Source organism: Caulobacter mirabilis, from assembly GCF_002749615.1.
In the GTDB taxonomy this organism is placed as follows: Bacteria; Pseudomonadota; Alphaproteobacteria; order Caulobacterales; family Caulobacteraceae; genus Caulobacter; species Caulobacter mirabilis.
The window spans coordinates 1,840,741-1,856,819 of the sequence record NZ_CP024201.1; the positions used below are offsets into that span (position 1 = coordinate 1,840,741).

14 protein-coding genes and 1 tRNA gene are annotated in these 16,079 nt (G+C 68.9%); 4 read left to right on the forward strand and 11 right to left on the reverse strand.

Annotated elements, in window-relative coordinates:
* Positions 1-84: 84 nt before the first annotated feature.
* Entirely contained in the window at positions 85-2,439 is a 2,355-nt protein-coding gene (locus CSW64_RS08955) for a transketolase-like TK C-terminal-containing protein (RefSeq protein WP_099624182.1), read from the forward strand.
* Here the strand turns inward: CSW64_RS08955 and CSW64_RS08960 are convergent.
* Both CSW64_RS08960 and CSW64_RS08965 read right to left on the reverse strand, forming a co-directional pair.
* The gene (locus tag CSW64_RS08960) at positions 2,436-2,786 is read right to left on the reverse strand and encodes a nuclear transport factor 2 family protein (RefSeq protein ID WP_099621784.1); all 351 of its coding nucleotides are present in this window, start codon (positions 2,784-2,786) and stop codon (positions 2,436-2,438) included. The two genes, CSW64_RS08955 and CSW64_RS08960, sit on opposite strands and share 4 nt — an antisense overlap.
* Positions 2,787-2,792: 6 nt before the next feature.
* The gene (locus tag CSW64_RS08965) at positions 2,793-3,290 is read right to left on the reverse strand and encodes a c-type cytochrome (protein ID WP_245863877.1); all 498 of its coding nucleotides are present in this window, start codon (positions 3,288-3,290) and stop codon (positions 2,793-2,795) included.
* Between the two features lie 128 nt (positions 3,291-3,418).
* Between CSW64_RS08965 and CSW64_RS08970 the strand changes: the two genes are divergently transcribed.
* The gene (locus CSW64_RS08970) at positions 3,419-4,327 is read left to right on the forward strand and encodes an alpha/beta fold hydrolase (RefSeq protein ID WP_099621785.1); all 909 of its coding nucleotides are present in this window, start codon (positions 3,419-3,421) and stop codon (positions 4,325-4,327) included.
* A gap of 131 nt (positions 4,328-4,458) precedes the next feature.
* On the opposite strand, the gene arfB is transcribed toward CSW64_RS08970, so the two are convergent.
* From arfB to CSW64_RS09015, 9 genes are all read right to left on the reverse strand, one after another.
* Positions 4,459-4,884, reverse strand: a complete 426-nt coding sequence (arfB, locus tag CSW64_RS08975) for an alternative ribosome rescue aminoacyl-tRNA hydrolase ArfB (RefSeq protein ID WP_099621786.1) — start codon at positions 4,882-4,884, stop codon at positions 4,459-4,461.
* Positions 4,885-4,924: 40 nt separating this feature from the next.
* Positions 4,925-5,308: a DUF805 domain-containing protein gene (locus CSW64_RS08980; protein ID WP_099621787.1), complete on the reverse strand. Its 384-nt coding sequence runs from the start codon at positions 5,306-5,308 to the stop codon at positions 4,925-4,927.
* 101 nt (positions 5,309-5,409) lie between these two features.
* Complete coding sequence (locus tag CSW64_RS08985; RefSeq protein ID WP_099621788.1) at positions 5,410-5,874, reverse strand: YaiI/YqxD family protein; 465 nt, start codon at positions 5,872-5,874, stop codon at positions 5,410-5,412.
* A gap of 256 nt (positions 5,875-6,130) precedes the next feature.
* Positions 6,131-6,206 (reverse strand) — tRNA-Thr (locus CSW64_RS08990).
* Positions 6,207-6,378: 172 nt separating this feature from the next.
* Positions 6,379-7,179: an ABC transporter permease gene (locus CSW64_RS08995; RefSeq protein WP_099621789.1), complete on the reverse strand. Its 801-nt coding sequence runs from the start codon at positions 7,177-7,179 to the stop codon at positions 6,379-6,381.
* Positions 7,176-7,871, reverse strand: a complete 696-nt coding sequence (locus CSW64_RS09000; protein ID WP_216361263.1) for an ABC transporter permease — start codon at positions 7,869-7,871, stop codon at positions 7,176-7,178. Before CSW64_RS09000 ends, CSW64_RS08995 begins: the two co-directional genes overlap by 4 nt.
* Positions 7,872-8,065: 194 nt before the next feature.
* A complete protein-coding gene (locus CSW64_RS09005) occupies positions 8,066-9,283 on the reverse strand; it encodes an ABC transporter ATP-binding protein (RefSeq protein ID WP_099621790.1) in 1,218 nt (405 codons plus the stop codon).
* Complete coding sequence (locus CSW64_RS09010) at positions 9,280-10,395, reverse strand: polyamine ABC transporter substrate-binding protein (RefSeq protein WP_099621791.1); 1,116 nt, start codon at positions 10,393-10,395, stop codon at positions 9,280-9,282. Before CSW64_RS09010 ends, CSW64_RS09005 begins: the two co-directional genes overlap by 4 nt.
* Positions 10,396-10,512: 117 nt before the next feature.
* A complete protein-coding gene (locus tag CSW64_RS09015; RefSeq protein WP_099621792.1) occupies positions 10,513-12,831 on the reverse strand; it encodes a TonB-dependent receptor in 2,319 nt (772 codons plus the stop codon).
* 129 nt (positions 12,832-12,960) lie between these two features.
* On the opposite strand from CSW64_RS09015, the gene metG reads away from it, so the two are divergent.
* Together metG and CSW64_RS09025 are read left to right on the forward strand one after the other, a co-directional pair.
* Positions 12,961-14,673: a methionine--tRNA ligase gene (gene metG, locus CSW64_RS09020; RefSeq protein WP_099621793.1), complete on the forward strand. Its 1,713-nt coding sequence runs from the start codon at positions 12,961-12,963 to the stop codon at positions 14,671-14,673.
* 274 nt (positions 14,674-14,947) lie between these two features.
* Complete coding sequence (locus CSW64_RS09025; RefSeq protein WP_099621794.1) at positions 14,948-16,069, forward strand: serine hydrolase domain-containing protein; 1,122 nt, start codon at positions 14,948-14,950, stop codon at positions 16,067-16,069.
* Positions 16,070-16,079: the final 10 nt, after the last annotated feature.

Genomic DNA, 16,079 nt, shown 5'->3' on the forward strand with positions numbered 1-16,079 from the left:
CCGCTGGCGAACCGCCTGCGTCCGGCCTATGAAGCGGTCAGGATGCGAAGGGCAGTCATGCCCCGCGAGACGATCAGGGTGGACATGGACGACGCCGGTTTCGCCGTTCGCGGCAAGGATATCGCTCTGCTGCGCCGGATCGAGGAACGCGTTCTCTGGCTCGCCAGCTGGACGATCCACAACGCCAACCACCTGCGCGAAAGCCGCGACGGGCTGAAGGTCGGCGGCCACCAGGCCAGCTGCGCCAGCATGACCACCCTGATGACGGCGCTCTATTTCGCCGCCCTGCGCCCGCAGGACCGGGTCGCGGTCAAGCCGCACGCCAGCCCGGTCTTCCACGCCATCCAGCACCTGTACGGCCGCCAGAGCCTGGACCAGCTGCAGCGCTTCCGCGCCCTGGGCGGGGCCCAGTCCTATCCGTCGCGGACCAAGGATCAGGACGACGTCGACTTCTCGACCGGTTCGGTCGGCCTGGGCGTGGCCATGACCGCCTTCGCGTCGCTGACCCAGGACTACCTGGCCGCCCGCGGCGCGGTGAAGCCCGACGCCATGGGGCGGATGATCTCGCTGCTGGGCGACGCCGAGCTGGACGAGGGCAATATCTACGAGGCCTTGATCGAGGCCTGCAAACACGACGTCCGCAACACCTGGTGGATCGTCGACTACAACCGCCAGAGCCTGGACGCGACCACCAGCGACCGGATGTTCACCCGCTACGGCGAGATCTTCGAGGCCGCCGGCTGGACCGTCGAGACGCTGAAGTGGTCGAAGCGCCAGCGCGAGGCCTTCGCCAGGTCCGGCGGCGCGGCGCTGCAGGCCTGGATCGAGAACGCGCCCAACGACCTCTACTCGGCCCTGACCTACCAGGGCGGGGCGGCCTGGCGCGAGCGGCTGAACGCCGACCTGGCCGACGACAAGCCGGCGCTGAAATTGATCGCCTCGTACGACGACGAGGACCTGGCCCTGCTGATGACCGAGCTGGGCGGCCACTGCATGGAGACGGTGCTGGAGGCCTTCGCCCGCGCCGCCGAGGACGACGCGCCTCGCTTCTTCATCGCCTACACGGTCAAGGGCTGGCGGTTGCCGTTCCAGGGTCACAAGGACAACCACGCCGGCCTGATGAACCCCTCGCAGATCGCCGAGCTGCGTCAGCGGCTGGGCGTCAGGGACGGCCAGGAATGGGACGTCCTCAGCGGGATCGCCGACAACGAGGCGACCGCGATCCGCCGTCTGGTCGAGACCGCGCCCTTCGCCGGCCGGACCGACGGCCGCAAGGTCGCGCCGCGCGTCGCCACGCCTTCGGCCGAGACCCTGCTGAAGGCCGTCGAGGGCGAGGGTGAGCAGTCGACCCAGACCGCCTTCGGCAAGGTGATGTTCGAGATCGCCAAGGGCCAGGACGAGTTCGCCGGCCGGGTGGTCACCACCTCGCCGGACGTGACCGTCTCGACCAACCTGGGCGGCTTCGTGAACCGTCGCGGCGTGTTCCACCGCCGGGCGCACGAGGACGTCTTCAAGAGCCGGCGCATCCCCTCGGCCCAGGTCTGGTCGATGGCCGAGACCGGCCAGCACGTCGAGCTGGGCATCGCCGAGAACAACCTGTTCATCGCCCTTGCGGCGCTGGGCCTGTCGGCGCCGCTGTTCGGCGAGCGGCTGTTCCCGGTGGGGACGCTGTACGACCCCTTCATCGCCCGCGGCCTCGATGCCCTGAACTACGCCTGCTATCAGGACGCCCGCTTCCTGCTGGTCGCCACGCCCAGCGGCTTGACCCTGGCCCCCGAGGGCGGCGCCCACCAGTCGATCGGCACGCCGCTGATCGGGATGAGCCAGCCGGGCCTGGACAGCTACGAACCCGCCTTCGCTGACGAAACCGCCGTGCTGATGGCCCACGCCTTCGAGCGCATCCAGGCGGAGCAGGGCGGTTCGACCTATCTGCGCCTGTCCACCCGGGTCATCCCCCAGCCGGCCCGCGCCGATGACGACTGGAAGGCCGGCGCCGTGGCCGGCGGCTACTGGCTGCGCAAGCCGGCCGCCGACGCCCGTCTGGCGCTGGTTTACAGCGGCGCCATCGCGCCCGAGGCGCTGGACGCCTTCGAGCAGCTGCTCGAGGACGAGCCCGGCGCCGGGCTGCTGGCGGTGACCTCGCCCGACGTGCTGCACGCCGACTGGACCGCCGCCGGCCGCGCCCGCTGGACGGGCGGCGAGGCGCGTCGGTCCACGGCCGAGACGCTGCTCGACGCCCTGCCGCCGGCGGCTTCGCTGGTCACCGTGATCGACGGCTCGCCGGCGGCGCTGTCTTGGCTGGGCTCGGTGCGTGGCCAGCGGGTGCGCGCCCTGGGCATGGAGAGTTTCGGCCAGTCGGGCGATCTGCCGGACCTCTACGCCAAGTACCGCCTGGACGCCGAGGCCATCCTGGACGCCTGCGCCGACCTGCTGGTCTAGTACGAGATCGCGTCCATCCGGCGGATCAGGCCGCCGTCCAGGGTGAAGGCGAAGCGGGCGGGGCCCTGTTCCCACGGACGCCCCTCGATGCTGGCGATGGTCATGAAGACCTGCACCGCCAAGCGGCCGTCCGGCAGGCGTTCGAACGCGATCGGCGAGACCTCCGGGCGGATGACCGCGAACTGCTGGGTCCAGTAGTCGCGCATCGCCTCGGGGCCATGGCGGCGGCCGCCGTCGAGCAGGTCCTGCCAGTCGACGTCGGGGTGCACCAAGGCGACCAGGGCGTCGACGTCCTGGCGGTTGAGAGCTTCATACAGACGCGTCACCAGGGCTTCGTCTTCGCCCATCGCCGCCTAGCCTCCGGGCTTGTAGCCGCTTTCCACCTTCAGATACGCGATCAGATCGATACGGTCCTTTTCGTCCTTCACGCCGAGGAAGGACATCCTGTTGCCGGGCAGGAAGCCCCGCGGGTCCTGCAGCCACTTGTCGAGGTGCTCGGCGTCCCAGACGAAGCCGGCGTTCAGGACGGCCTGGGAATAGCGGAACTTCTCGTGGGTCCCGGCCTTGCGGCCGAATACGCCGTGCAGGTTGGGGCCGGTCATGTTGGCGCCGCCCTCGGTGATGGTGTGGCAGGAACGGCAGAGCGCGAACTTGCGCTGGCCGTTCTCCAGGTCGGCGGTGTTGTAGGGCGCCGGCAGGCTGGCGAGGATCTTGGCGGTCTCCGGATCGACCGGGGCGGGGGCGGCGGTCGATCCGCCTTCGCCCTTGGCCGTCTCCTGCGGCGACTTGGTGCAGGCCCCCAGGGCCGCCGTCATTCCGATCACGATCGCCACAGCCGCAAACCGACGCATCTTCTTCCTCGTTCCGAACCTGGCGGGAAGCTACTCCAGTGGCGCGGCGTTGCAACGGGACTGATTGACTTACCGGCGCGGAAATCCCGGATGCTGACGGCCGGGAAAAGAAACGCACACGGAAAACCATGTCGCCACATCATTTCAGGGGGCTGGCGATCGCCCTGGCCCTGCTCGCCGGTCCCGTGCTGGCCGCTCCGGCGGGGGCGCCGAGGCCCGTCGACACCCGAGCCTTCGACGGCGTGAAGCCGGTCGCGGCGCTGCCCAACGCCACCCGGCTGGCCTGGCTGGATCTGGGCGACCCGAAGGGCCGGCCAACGGTCCTGATCCACGGCTACACCGACAACGCCCGGGACTGGGCGCCGGTGACGCCGTTCCTTGGGCAGGGGCGCCGCCTGATCGTCGTCGACCTGCGCGGGCATGGCCAGTCGTCGAAGCCGGAGTGCTGCTACACCCGCCAGGATCTGGCCTATGACATCAAGCTCCTGCTCGATGATCTGAAGATCGAGAAGGCCGACGTCGTCGGCCATTCGCTGGGCAGCATCGTCGCCCAGACCTTCGCTCAGTACTGGCCGGATCGCACGCGCAAGGTGGTGCTGATCTCCTCCACGGCCGGCAAGGCGGCGGGCGAGGCGCAGGGCATGGACTTCGTCACCCCGATCCTGGCCCTGAAGGACCCGATCGACCCGGACTCGGCCTTCATGCACGCCTGGTGGCATTCGCCGACGCCGGTCGACCCGGCCTTCATGAAGCGCCAGCGCGAGGATTCGGCGAAGATCCCGGCGGGCGTCTGGAAGGCGGTGATCTTCCAGGGGATGCTGGGCATGGACCTGAAGTCGACCCTGCCGATGCTCAAGGCGCCGACGCTGCTGATCTGGGGCGACCAGGATACGCTGATGCTGGAGAGTGACCGCAAGGGCCTGATCGCGGCCCTGCCGGCGGCGCAGGTCAAGGTCTACCAGGGTCTGGGCCACAACCCCTTCTGGGAGGAGCCGGAACGGGTCGCGGCGGATATCGGGGCCTTCCTGGAGAAGTGAGCGCAGAATCCCGTTTCCCCGGCGAAGGCCGGGGCCCAGTTCAGCCGTGGCGTTCTGAATTCCATCCCGGGCCTCTGAGCTCCCGACTGGGTCCCGGCCTGCGCCGGGACGGTCGGAGCAGGGAAGGGTCTCTAGTCGCCGAAGCTGGGCTTGCCGCGGCCGGCCTTGATCGCGCCGCGGCGGGTCTTGGCGTCGACGCGCTTGGCCTTGGCCGCCTTGCTGGGCTTGGTCTTCTTGCGCGGCGGGGGCGGAGGCTCGGCCGCCTTGGCGATCAGCTCGACCAGCCGTTCGACGGCGTCGGCCCGGTTGCGCTCCTGCGTGCGGAAGCGGTTGGCGGTGATCACGATCACCCCGTCCAGGGTCAGCTTCGAGCCGGCCAGCTTCTGCAGCCGCGCCGAAACGTCGTCGGGCAGCGACGGCGAACGCCGCGCGTCGAAGCGCATCTGCACCGCCGTGGCCACCTTGTTGACGTTCTGGCCGCCGGGACCGGAGGCGCGGATGAAGCTGAAGACCAGCTCGTCCTCGTCCAGGTCGATGTGGGGCGGAATGGCGATCATGGCGACGCTTCTAGCCTGAAGCGCCGCCATGTCGACAGGGTCAGCCGCGCCCCTTCGGATCCGGACCGAAGCGGTTGTCGCCCGGCGTGCCGTCCAGCACGTAGAAGATGAACAGCACCAGCCCGCCCACGAACGGGACCAGGGCGATGAACAGCCACCAGGCGCTGCGGTTGGTGTCGTGCAGTCGACGGAAGGCGACGGCCAGGCTGGGGATCAGCAGGGCCAGGCAAAACAGCCCGAGCAAGCCGTACACCGCCGTCGCGGCGCCGCTTTGCGGATCGCCGCCGGCGACGATCATCGCCACGATGCAGAGCAGGAAGCTGACCACCGCCTGGAAGAGCCAGAAGAACCAGTATTCGGAACGACGGGCGCGGCCCTGGAAGTCGGCGTACTTCCGCAGCGGCTGGAACATAAGATCGAACATGACGACCCCCCTGGCCCGGCGCCGGCGAGCCGCCGCGCGGGGCCATGTCATCCGGGAAGGATTTCCCGGCCCGAAAAGGGTAGCACCGGTTTTCGAGGCGTCTAGCGTCGTGCGCGGCGGCTCTTCTGAATCGCTTCGTCCAGCGCCTGGAGGAAGCGCGAGCGGTCGGCGCGATCGAACGGCCTCGGCCCGCCGGTGATCTCTCCCGTGGAGCGGATGTGCTCCATGATCGAGCGCTGAGCCAGGGCGGACCCGATCGAATCGAGCGTGAACGGCTGGCCGTTGGGCTTGATCGCCGCCGCCCCAGCCTTCAGCGCGCGGTCGGCCAGCGGGATGTCGTTGGTCACCACCACATCGCCCGGCTTCGCGCGCTCGGCGATCCAGTCGTCGGCGACATCCGGACCGGCGTCGACGATCACCCGTTCGATCAGCGGCGAGGCGGGGACCATCATGAAGCTGTTGCTGACCACGAAGGTCTTCAGGCCGTAGCGGGCGGCGACCTTGTAAGTCTCGTCCTTCACCGGGCAGGCGTCGGCGTCGACATAGATGCGGATCGGATCGGACATGTCCCCGCTCTAGAACCGCTCACAGGCCGTGCACAAGTCCGTGCACAGGATTTGTCGGAACCCGAATCTCCCCATGCTCGTTGACGCGCAGTCTGGACAGCAGCGGAGAACCCGCCATGCCTCAGTTCCTCAAGCGTCTCATCGCCGACCTCGACGCCCTGATCTGGAGCCTGACGTCCCGGGCCTAGGGCGGGCGCGGCGTGCGGCGGAGGTCCAAAGCCAGGGCCGGCGTCCGTGAAAGACGCCCGCGACGGCGTGGTGCCGGCTGCAGGGATCGAACCCGCGACCTTCGGTTTACAAAACCGCTGCTCTACCATCTGAGCTAAGCCGGCGACGCCTTGCTGTCCTTGCGGACGGCGAGGGGGCTTCCTCTGACAGAAGCGGCCCGCGGTCAACCGTCGTGGCGCCTGGAACAGCGTCAATCGGTCTGGTCGTCGTGAAACGCCTCTTGGCGAACCGGCGAGCGCCCCGTCGTCGGGCGGCGTGTTCAGCCGGCCGACCGCCCTAGCGCTTGGCCAGGGCGCCGGAGGCCCGCCACTTGCCGACCAGCGAGTAGATGATGATCCCGGTGGCCACCACGGCGATCAGCAGGGTGCAGACCGCGTTGATCTCCGGCGTCACCCCGAGGCGGACCTGGCTGTAGATCCGCATCGGCAGGGTGGTCGCGCCCGGTCCGCTGGTGAAGCTCGCGATGACCAGGTCGTCCAGCGACAGGGTGAAGGCCAGCATCCAGCCGGCCAGCACGGCCGGGAAGATGTTGGGCAGCGTCACCTGCAGGAAGGCGCGGCTCGGCGTGCAGCCGAGGTCCTGGGCGGCTTCCTCCAGCTGCCGATCGAAGGTGACCAGCCGCGAATGCACCACCACCGCCACATAGGACAGGGCGAAGGTCGTGTGGGCCAGCATCACCGTCCAGAAGCCGCGGTCGAACTGCACCGCCACGAACAGCAGCAGCAGGGCCAGGCCCATGATCACCTCGGGCATGACCATCGGGGCGTAGACCATGCCGGAAAAGAAGGTCCGTCCCCGGAACCGGCCGCCGCGCACCAGGGCGATCGCCGCCAGGGTGCCGACCACCGTGGCGATGGTCGCCGACAGCAGCCCGACCCGGATGGTCACCCAGGCGGCGCTGAGCAGCTGGTCGTCCTGCAGCAGGGCCGCGTACCACTTGGTGGAGAAGCCGCCCCAGACGGTGACCAGCTTGCTGGCGTTGAACGACCAGACCACCAGCAGGACGATGGGCAGGTACAGGAACGCGAACCCGAGGGTGATCGAGACCAGGTTGAACCAGGACGGCCCGCGCCTCATGCCCGTTCCTCCAGCGCCCGCGCCTGTTGGCGCTGGTAGAGGACGATCGGCAGGACCAGGGTGATCAGCAGCACGATGGCGACGGCGCTGGCGAACGGCCAGTCGCGGTTGGCGAAGAACTCCATCCAGATCGAGCGGCCGATCATCAGCGAGCCGGGCCCGCCGAGCAGGTCGGGGATCACGAACTCGCCGACCATCGGGATGAAGCACAGCAGGCAGCCGGCCACCACGCCGGGAATCGAGAGCGGGAAGGTCACCTGCCAGAAGCTCTTCCAGGGCGGCGATCCGAGATCGGCGGCGGCCTCGAGCAGGGTGTGGTCCTGGCGCTCCAGCGCCGCGTACAGCGGCAGCACCATGAACGGCAGGTAGCTGTACACCAGCCCGATCTGCACCGCCGCCGGGGTGTAGAGCAGGGTCATCGGCCCCAGGCCGATGAGCTTGAGGAAGGCGTTCAGCAGCCCCTCGGGCTTGAGGATGCCGACCCAGGCGTAGACCCGGATCAGGAAGCTGGTCCAGAACGGCAGGATCACCAGCATCAGCAGGATGCTGCGCACGCCCGGGCGGCAGCGGGCCATGCCGTAGGCCATCGGATACCCGACCAGCAGCGCCAGGACCGTCCCCGTGGCGGCGAACTTCAGGCTGGACAGATAGGCCTGGAGGTAGAACGGATCCTCGCCCAGGCGCTTGTACATGTCGAAGTCGAGGGCGGCGAAGAAGGCCTTGATCCCCTCGAGCCCGGCCGACCAGTCGATCTGCGGCGCGTAGGGCGGGATCTACAGCGCCGTGTCCGACAGCGACAGCCGGAACACCAGCAGGAACGGGAAGGCGAAGAAGATTCCCAGCCACAGGGCCGGAACGATCGCCGCGCGGGAGCGGGGACGGCCGCTCATTCCTCCAGCACCACGCCGGCGTCGGGGTCGAAGCTGACCCAGACCTTGTCGTCCCAGCCGATCGGCCGCTCGACGAAGCGCTGGCTGTTGGCGCGGGCCACCCGCACCAGCCGTTCGCCGGGCAGTTCGACGATGTAGTTGGTCCAGTCGCCGGTGTAGCCGATGTCCCAGATCTCGCCGGCCAGGACGTTCTTGGCCCCCGCCGGGGGCGGGTCGAGGCTGATCCGCATCTTCTCCGGCCGGACCGCCAGCCAGACCGTCGCGCCGGGACCGGGGCAGTCGTCGTCGAGCACATAGAAGCCCGCGTGCGATTCCGGCGCGTTGAGGTGGGCCATCGGCTGCTCGATGGCGTCGACCTTGGCCTCGAACAGGTTCACGTCGCCCAGGAACTCGGCGACGTAGCGGCTGTTGGGCGTCTCGTAGACCTCTTCCGGCCGGCCGATCTGGACGATCCTGCCTTCGCGCATCACGGCGATCCGGTCGGCCATGACCATGGCCTCTTCCTGGTCGTGGGTCACGATCAGGAAGGTCACGCCCAGCTCGATCTGCAGGTCCATCAGCTCGAACTGGGTCTCCTCGCGCAGCTTCTTGTCCAGCGCCCCCAACGGCTCGTCGAGCAGCAGCATGCGCGGCTTGCGGGCGACGGCGCGAGCCAGGGCGACGCGCTGCTTCTGGCCGCCCGACAGCTGGTCCGGCTTGCGCTTGGCGAAGCCCTGCAGCTTGACCAGATCGAGCATCTCGGCGACCCGCGCGGCGATGTCGGCCTTGGGCATGCCCTCCTGCTTGAGGCCGAAGGCGATGTTCTGCTCGACGTTCAGGTGCGGGAACAGGGCGTAGCTCTGGAACATCATGTTCACGGGACGCCGGTGCGGCGGCTGGCCGGACAGGTCCTCGCCGGCCAGGGTGATGCGGCCGGAGTCGGTGCTCTCGAACCCGGCCAGCATCCGCATCAGGGTGGTCTTGCCGCAGCCCGACGGTCCGAGCAGGGCGAAGAACTCGCCCGGATAGATGTCCAGCGAGACGTCGTTGACGGCGATCTGCTCGCCGAACCGCTTGCTGACGCTCTCGAACCGCACCAGCGGCGTGGCGTCGGGATCGTTCCAGGGCGCGAAGGTCGAGCGGACGGCGCCGATGTTCAGGCGCCGCCCCTCCGGCTTGGCCGGCTTCGCGATCTTGGCGGCCGGCTTGGCCGGCGTCTTCGGCGCGCGGCTCATCGGCCGTTCATCACCTTGGTCCAGAGGCGGTTCACGTCGCGCAGCAGGCCCTGATCCTTGGTCGTGGTCACGAAGAGCCGGCCGAACACCTCCGGCGTCGGATAGACGTTGGGATTGTCGCGCAGTTCCGGGTCGACCAGCTTCGTCGCCGCGGCGTTGGCGTTGGCGTACTCGGTGTGGTTCGACGCCTTGGCGATGATCTCGGGACGCAGCATGAAGTCCAGGAACTTGTAGGCCGCGTCGGGGTGCGGCGCGTCGGCCGGGATGGCGAACACGTCGAACCAGACCTGGCTGCCTTCCTTGGGAATGGCGTAGCCGACCTCGACCCCGTTCTTGGCTTCCTTGGCGCGGTCGGCGGCCTGCAGGATGTCGCCGCTGTAGCCGACGGCCACGCAGGCGTCGCCGTTGGCCAGGGCGTTGATGTACTCGGACGAGTGGAACTTGGTCACCGACGGGCGCAGTTTCAGCAGCAGGTCGGTCGCCGCCTCGTAGTCGGCCACGGCCTTGGAATTGGGATCCTTGCCCAGGTAGTTCAGCGTGACCGCGTACATGTCCTCGGACGCGTCGAGGAAGTAGACGCCGCAATCCTTCAGCTTGGCCAGGTTCTCGGGTTTGAAGACCACGTCCCAGCTGTCGATCTTCACGCCGGGCAGGCGTTTGGCGATCTCGGCCTTGTTGTAGCCGATGCCCATGGTGCCCCACATGTAGGGGATGGTGTACTTGCCGCCCGGATCGAACGGTTCCATCCGCGCCATCAGCTCGGGCCACAGGTTCGTGCGGCCCGGCAGCTTGGCGAAGTCCAGAGGCTGGAGCGCCTTTGCGGTGATGTAGCGCGGCACGTTGTGGTTGGACGGGGCGACGATGTCGTAGCCGGTGCCGCCGGTCAGGACCTTGGTCTCGAGCACCTCGTTGGAGTCGAAGGTGTCATACTGGACCTTGATGCCGCTCTCGGTCTCGAACTGCTTGATCAGCGCCGGGTCGATGTAGTCCGACCAGTTGTAGATTCGCAGCGTCTCCTGCTTCTCGCCGGTGCAGCCGGCCAGCACCGCCGCCGCGGCGACGCCCATGGCGAGAGCGGCCCAACGCCGCGTGCGACCCTTGAGAGCAGTCATCCCAGTCTCCCGTAAAACCCTCTCGCGTTTATAGGGCCTTGCGCCGACAGGTTAAGTCGAAAAGGCCTCCCGCGTGTGACAACCGCGCGGAAGGCCTTCGGAGGGGCGCCAGAAGAGTCAGAAGGCCATTCGAACGCCCGCCGAGATCGTCCGTCCGGCCAGCGGCGCGCGCAGCCGCAGGAACGAGTTGTGCGGCCGGGCCTCCTCGTTGGTCAGGTTCGCCGCGTCGACGAAGGCTTCCCACCGGCCGCCCGGCGCGTCGAAGGCGTAGGCGGCATGGGCGTCGACCAGGACATAGGCGTCGCTCGGCGCCTCGCTCTTGGCCGTCCGGTCCTGCTTGTCGTAGCGGACCACGCCGACCGCGGCCCGCCAGGCGGCGTAGGACCAGGTCACGTCGGCGCCGTAGCGCGAGACCGGCATGCGCGGCAGCCAGTCGCCGTCCAGGTTCTTGCGGAAGTACTCGGCGTCCCACTTCCGGTTGGTGGGGCCGCCGCCGAACGGGCTGTAGCCGTCGGGCAGGGTGAAGCGCGGGGCGCTCTCGACCTTGTCGGCGAAGCCGTGCAGCACGAAGTCGCCCCAGGCCGTGCCCTCGAACCGCACGGTCGCGTCGATCTCCAGCCCCTTGATCCGGGCGTCGCCCTGCCGCCACTCGCGCACCGGCAGGGTGCGGGAAATGCCGGTATTGCCCAGGTAGATGTAGTTCTCGAAGTCGGTCTCGTAGGTGCTGACGGTCAGGGCGTAGCGGCCGCGATCGAGCCCGGCGCGCACTTCCGTGGTCTTGGCGCGCTCGGGTTCGAGCCGGGAGTCCCCCTGTTCTTCGGTCAGGATGCCGAAATGATTGCCGTTGGCGTAGAGTTCAATGAGGGAGGGCGGACGCTCGACATCATCATAGCGCGCCTCGACGAACAGCCAGGGCAGCAGGTCGTAGCGCCCCGAAACTGACCGGCTTTGGGTCGACCAGGAACGATCCTTGGCCAGCGAGCCGAGTCCGCGGCCTGGGCGGATGGTGTCCTCATCGACGTTGTAGGCGATGCGCTCCCAGCGGGCGCCGGCCTTCAGGGTCAGGCCGCGCCAGGCGAACTGCTCCAGCCAGAAGAGGCCGTCCTCGCGGGTCGCCACGGACGGCAGCCAGGCCTCCTTGCCGTCGGTCGTCAGGTCGCGCCGGCTGCTCTGGAACCCGAACGCGCCGTCGAAACCGCGCCAGGGCCGATGGGCGACGTCGATGCGCAGATCGTTAGCCTCGGTCCTCAGCCGCGTGTGGTCCAGGCCGTCGATGATCTCGCGGTCGTCGCCCTCGGTGCGCGTGACACGCACGTCGAGGCGCTCGACCCCCAGAGCCCGCGGCCGCAGCCCGGCCCGCAGGTCGACCCGGGTCAGCCCGACCTCCAGGTCGATCCCGGAGGGCTTCGGATGCGCATAGGTGATGTAGGTGAAGCCCGGCACGCCGTAGGCGCTGTCGTAGCGGTGGATCGAGGCGCCGATGTAGCCGTCGGCGGTGATCCGGCTGCCGCCCAAGGTGAAGGCGGTGGTCTTCAGGGCGCTGTTGGTCAGGCGGCCCTCGGCGCCGGGATACTGGTCGGTGATGATCTGCCGCTCGGGCGGGGTGGCGTCGACCCAGCGCTTGAGGGTCGGATTCCACACCCAGTCCGGGCTGGCCAGTTTCACCTGGCACAGGGTCTGGTTGGCGACGCTCGTGACCAGCGCGTTCCAGGTCCGGCAGATGTCGGATTTCGAACCGCCGGGTATGCGAAGGTCGGGGACGTCCCGGTACAGGGCGTCGGCGTGCCAGGCCCACTCGCCCTTGCCGCCGTCGAGGCGGAGCATGCCCGTCACCCCGGCGTTGTAGCCGCCGCTCAACTCCGCCCGGCCAGTCAGCAGGCGGTCGGGGACGGTCAGCGGGATGCGGCTGTCGACGACGTTGACGGCTCCGCCGATGGCGCCGCCGCCGTAGAGGACGGCCGCGGGACCCTTCAGCACCTCGATGCGGTCGGCCAGGAAGGGCTCGACCGGGACGGCGTGGTCGCCCGACAGAGCGGAGATGTCGCGCGAGGCCATGCCGTTGACCAGGACCGCGACCCGGGGACCCGACTGGCCGCGGATCTCGGGGCGGCCGGCGGCCGGTCCGAAGGCGCTGTTCTGGACGCCGGGCATGCGCGCCAGGGTCTCGCCCAGGCTGACGGCCCGCTCGCGCTCCAGCGCCCGGCCGTCCAGCACCTCCAGGGTCGCCGGGGCCAGGGTTTCGACAGCGTCGACCGGCGCGCGGGGCGCTGGGACGGTGACGGGCGCGACCTCGGTCGAGCGGCGGGGAAGGGCGCTTTCGGCCAGGGCCGCCGCAGGCGTCAGGCCGGGCAGGACCGCGACGGCGAGCAGGAGGCGGCGCCTTCGCCCCCGGAGGGCGCTGTCGAAGGACACGGAGGAACGGGAAGCGAGGGACATACGGGCCGCCTTTCTGAGAAGGCGGTTTGTTATGTTATAACATTACGATTCACAAGGCGGGAAACCCCTTGTGCCGCGCCGTGCGGGAACGCTTCCGCTTCCTCGCGGCGCCCTCTATATCCCGGCCCTATGGCTCGTATTCTGATCACCTCCGCCCTGCCGTACATCAACGGGATCAAGCACCTCGGCAACCTGGCCGGGTCGATGCTGCCGGCGGACGTGTTCGCGCGGTTCAAGCGCGCCCAGGGCCACGAGACGCTCTACATCTGCGCCACCGACGAGCACGGGACGCCGGCCGAGCTGGCCGCGAGCGCGGCCGGGCAGGACGTCCGCACCTATTGCGACGAGCAGCATGTGCTGCAGCACGACATCGGCCGCGCCTTCGGCCTGTCGTGGGACTGGTTCGGCCGCAGCTCTAACCCGCCGAACCATCGCCTGACCCAGCATTTCTGCGAGGCGCTGGAGGCCAAGGGACTGATCGAGGAGCGGACCGACAAGATGGTCTACTCCATCGACGACAAGCGCTTCCTGCCGGACCGCTACGTCGAGGGGACCTGCCCGCACTGCGGCTTCGAGAAGGCCCGCGGGGACCAGTGCGACAACTGCGGCAACCTTCTCGACCCGACCGACCTGATCAATCCCTACTCGACGATCAGCGGCTCGCGGAACATCGAGGTGCGCGACACCCGCCACCTCTACCTGCTGCAGACCAAGGTCGAGCAGCGCATCCGCGACTGGGTCGACGCCAAGGCGGCGAACTGGCCGGCCCTGACCAAGGGCATCGCCTACAAGCACCTGGACGAGGGGCTGATCGACCGCGGCATCACCCGCGATCTGGAGTGGGGCATCCCGGTCACCCAGGGCGGCCTGCCGCGTCCGGGGTTCGAGGACAAGGTCTTCTACGTCTGGTTCGACGCCCCGATCGAATACATCGGCGCGACCGTCGAATGGTCCGAGGCGACCGGCGCCGACTGGGAGCGCTGGTGGCGCACCGACAAGGGCGCGGACGGCGTCGAGTATGTCCAGTTCATGGGCAAGGACAACGTCGCCTTCCACACCGTCAGCTTCCCGGCCACGATCCTCGGCAGCGAGGAGCCCTGGAAGCAGGTCGACCGGCTGAAGGCCTTCAACTGGCTCAACTGGTACGGCGGCAAGTTCTCGACCAGCATGAAGCGCGGCGTGTTCATGGACGCGGCGCTGGAGATCCTGCCGCCCGACCTGTGGCGCTGGTACCTGACGGCCAACGCGCCGGAGGGTTCCGACACCGCCTTCACCTGGGAGCAGTTCGCCCAGACCATCAACAGCGACCTGGCCAACGTGCTGGGCAACTTCGTCAACCGCATCGGCAAGTTCAACGAGAGCAAGTTCGAGGGCGTCGTGCCCGAGGGCGGCGAGCTCGGGCCGATCGAGGAGAAGCTGTTCGCGGACGTCTCCGCCCAGCTGGCCGAGCTGACGACCCAGATGGAGGGCATCGAGCTGCGCAAGGCCGCCCAGGCGCTGCGCCAGCTGTGGGTGCTCGGCAACGAGTACCTCCAGGAGGCCGCGCCCTGGACCGCGATCAAGACCGACCGCGACCGCGCCGCCGTGGTGGTGCGCACGGCCCTGAACCTGTCGGCCCTCTACGCCCGGGTCAGCGCGCCGTTCATCCCGTTCGCGGCCGAGAAGATCGCCGAGTCGTTCGGCGATCCGTTCCCGCCGACCTGGCCGACCGTCGACGCCGCAGCCGAGCTTGACCGCCTGACGCCGGGAGCGCCGGTCGGCGTCCCGCCGGTGCTGTTCGGCAAGATCGACGACGCCCAGATCGCCGAGTGGTCCGAGCGTTTCGGCGGGGCTGAGGCCTAGGGCGGGTCGGCATTCGGCCACCAGGACTATCTGTTTTCATCGGAAGGTCCTCGCGAAGGCGGGGACCCAAGCTGATCTTCAAGCCTGCCCCGATCGACGAAGCCGCACAGTCGGCTTGGGTCCCCGCCTTCGCGGGGACATGCGGGGGTAGGGACGAATTGAGCCCGAACGTCCGTTGGTCCTGGCGGCCGGACTCAAGACCGCCCTGCATCCAAACCGTCCGTCCGCGGCGACCAAGCCTGTGACATCACGATCCGGCTTGGGGGACCTCCGCATGATCCGACGGGCGACCGTCTTCGCATGGGCCATCGCCGCGGCGATGATCGGCCGTCCGGCCGCCGCCGCGCCCGACGCCTATGAGGCCTATCTGACGCAGTGCCATGCCGCGCGGGTCTGCAACGGCGTCTATCTGATCGCGCGGGGCGGCGAGCCGGTCTTCGCCGGGGCGGTCGGCGAGGCCGGCGACCCGGCGCGCACGCCCCTGACCCGCGACGCCGCCTTCGACATCGGCTCGATCTCCAAACAGATGACGGCCGTGGCCGTGCTGAAGCTGGCGGAGGCGGGCCGGCTCTCGGTCGACGACCCGGTCGCGGCCCATCTTCCGCAGTACCCCTATGCCGGCGTCACCATCGCGCAGCTGCTGTCCCACACCTCTGGAACGCCGGACGTGCTTGGCGACTACGCCGTTCGTCTGAAACCTGGTCCCGACGGCGCCGTTCCGCCGGCCGTCGACGGCTCGGACATCGTCTCGTTCCTGATCGCGCTCGGTAAGCCGGCGGTGGCCCCGCCGGGCGCCCGCTACGCCTACAACAACACCGGCTATCTGGTGCTGGCCGCTCTGGTCGAGACCATCAGCGGGGAGCCTTTCGCGGATCATCTGCAGAGGCGGCTCTTCACCCCGCTCGGCATGACCTACACGCGCCTGCGGACGCCGTCGAACGAGGCCGGGATCGCGCATCGCGCCTACGGCTTTCGGCCGCAGTCTACGGAGCGGCGGCCCTACGATCAGATTCCCGGCTTCTATGTCCGCGGCGCCGGCGGCGTCTATTCGACGGCCGACGATCTGCTGCGCTGGCAGAGAGCGCTGAATGGGGGGCTGGTCCGCGCCGACCTGTGGGCGCGGGCGACGGCGCCGACCCGGCTGACCGACGGGACCTCGGTTCCGTATGGCTTCGGGCTGAACCTCAAGCCAGACGCCGAAGGCGTGGCCCGGATCTCCCACGGCGGCCACTGGCGGGGGTTCAAGAGCGACCTGTCCTACTATCCAGCCGCCGACCTGATCGTGATCCAGCTGACCAACAACGCCGAGGACGACAGCGTCGACGCCAACGTCGCCGCCCTGCGTCGCATCGCCGAGGGCGGCCGGCCCGAGCCGGTGAAGGCGCCGGGCGACTAGCGCCGTCCGT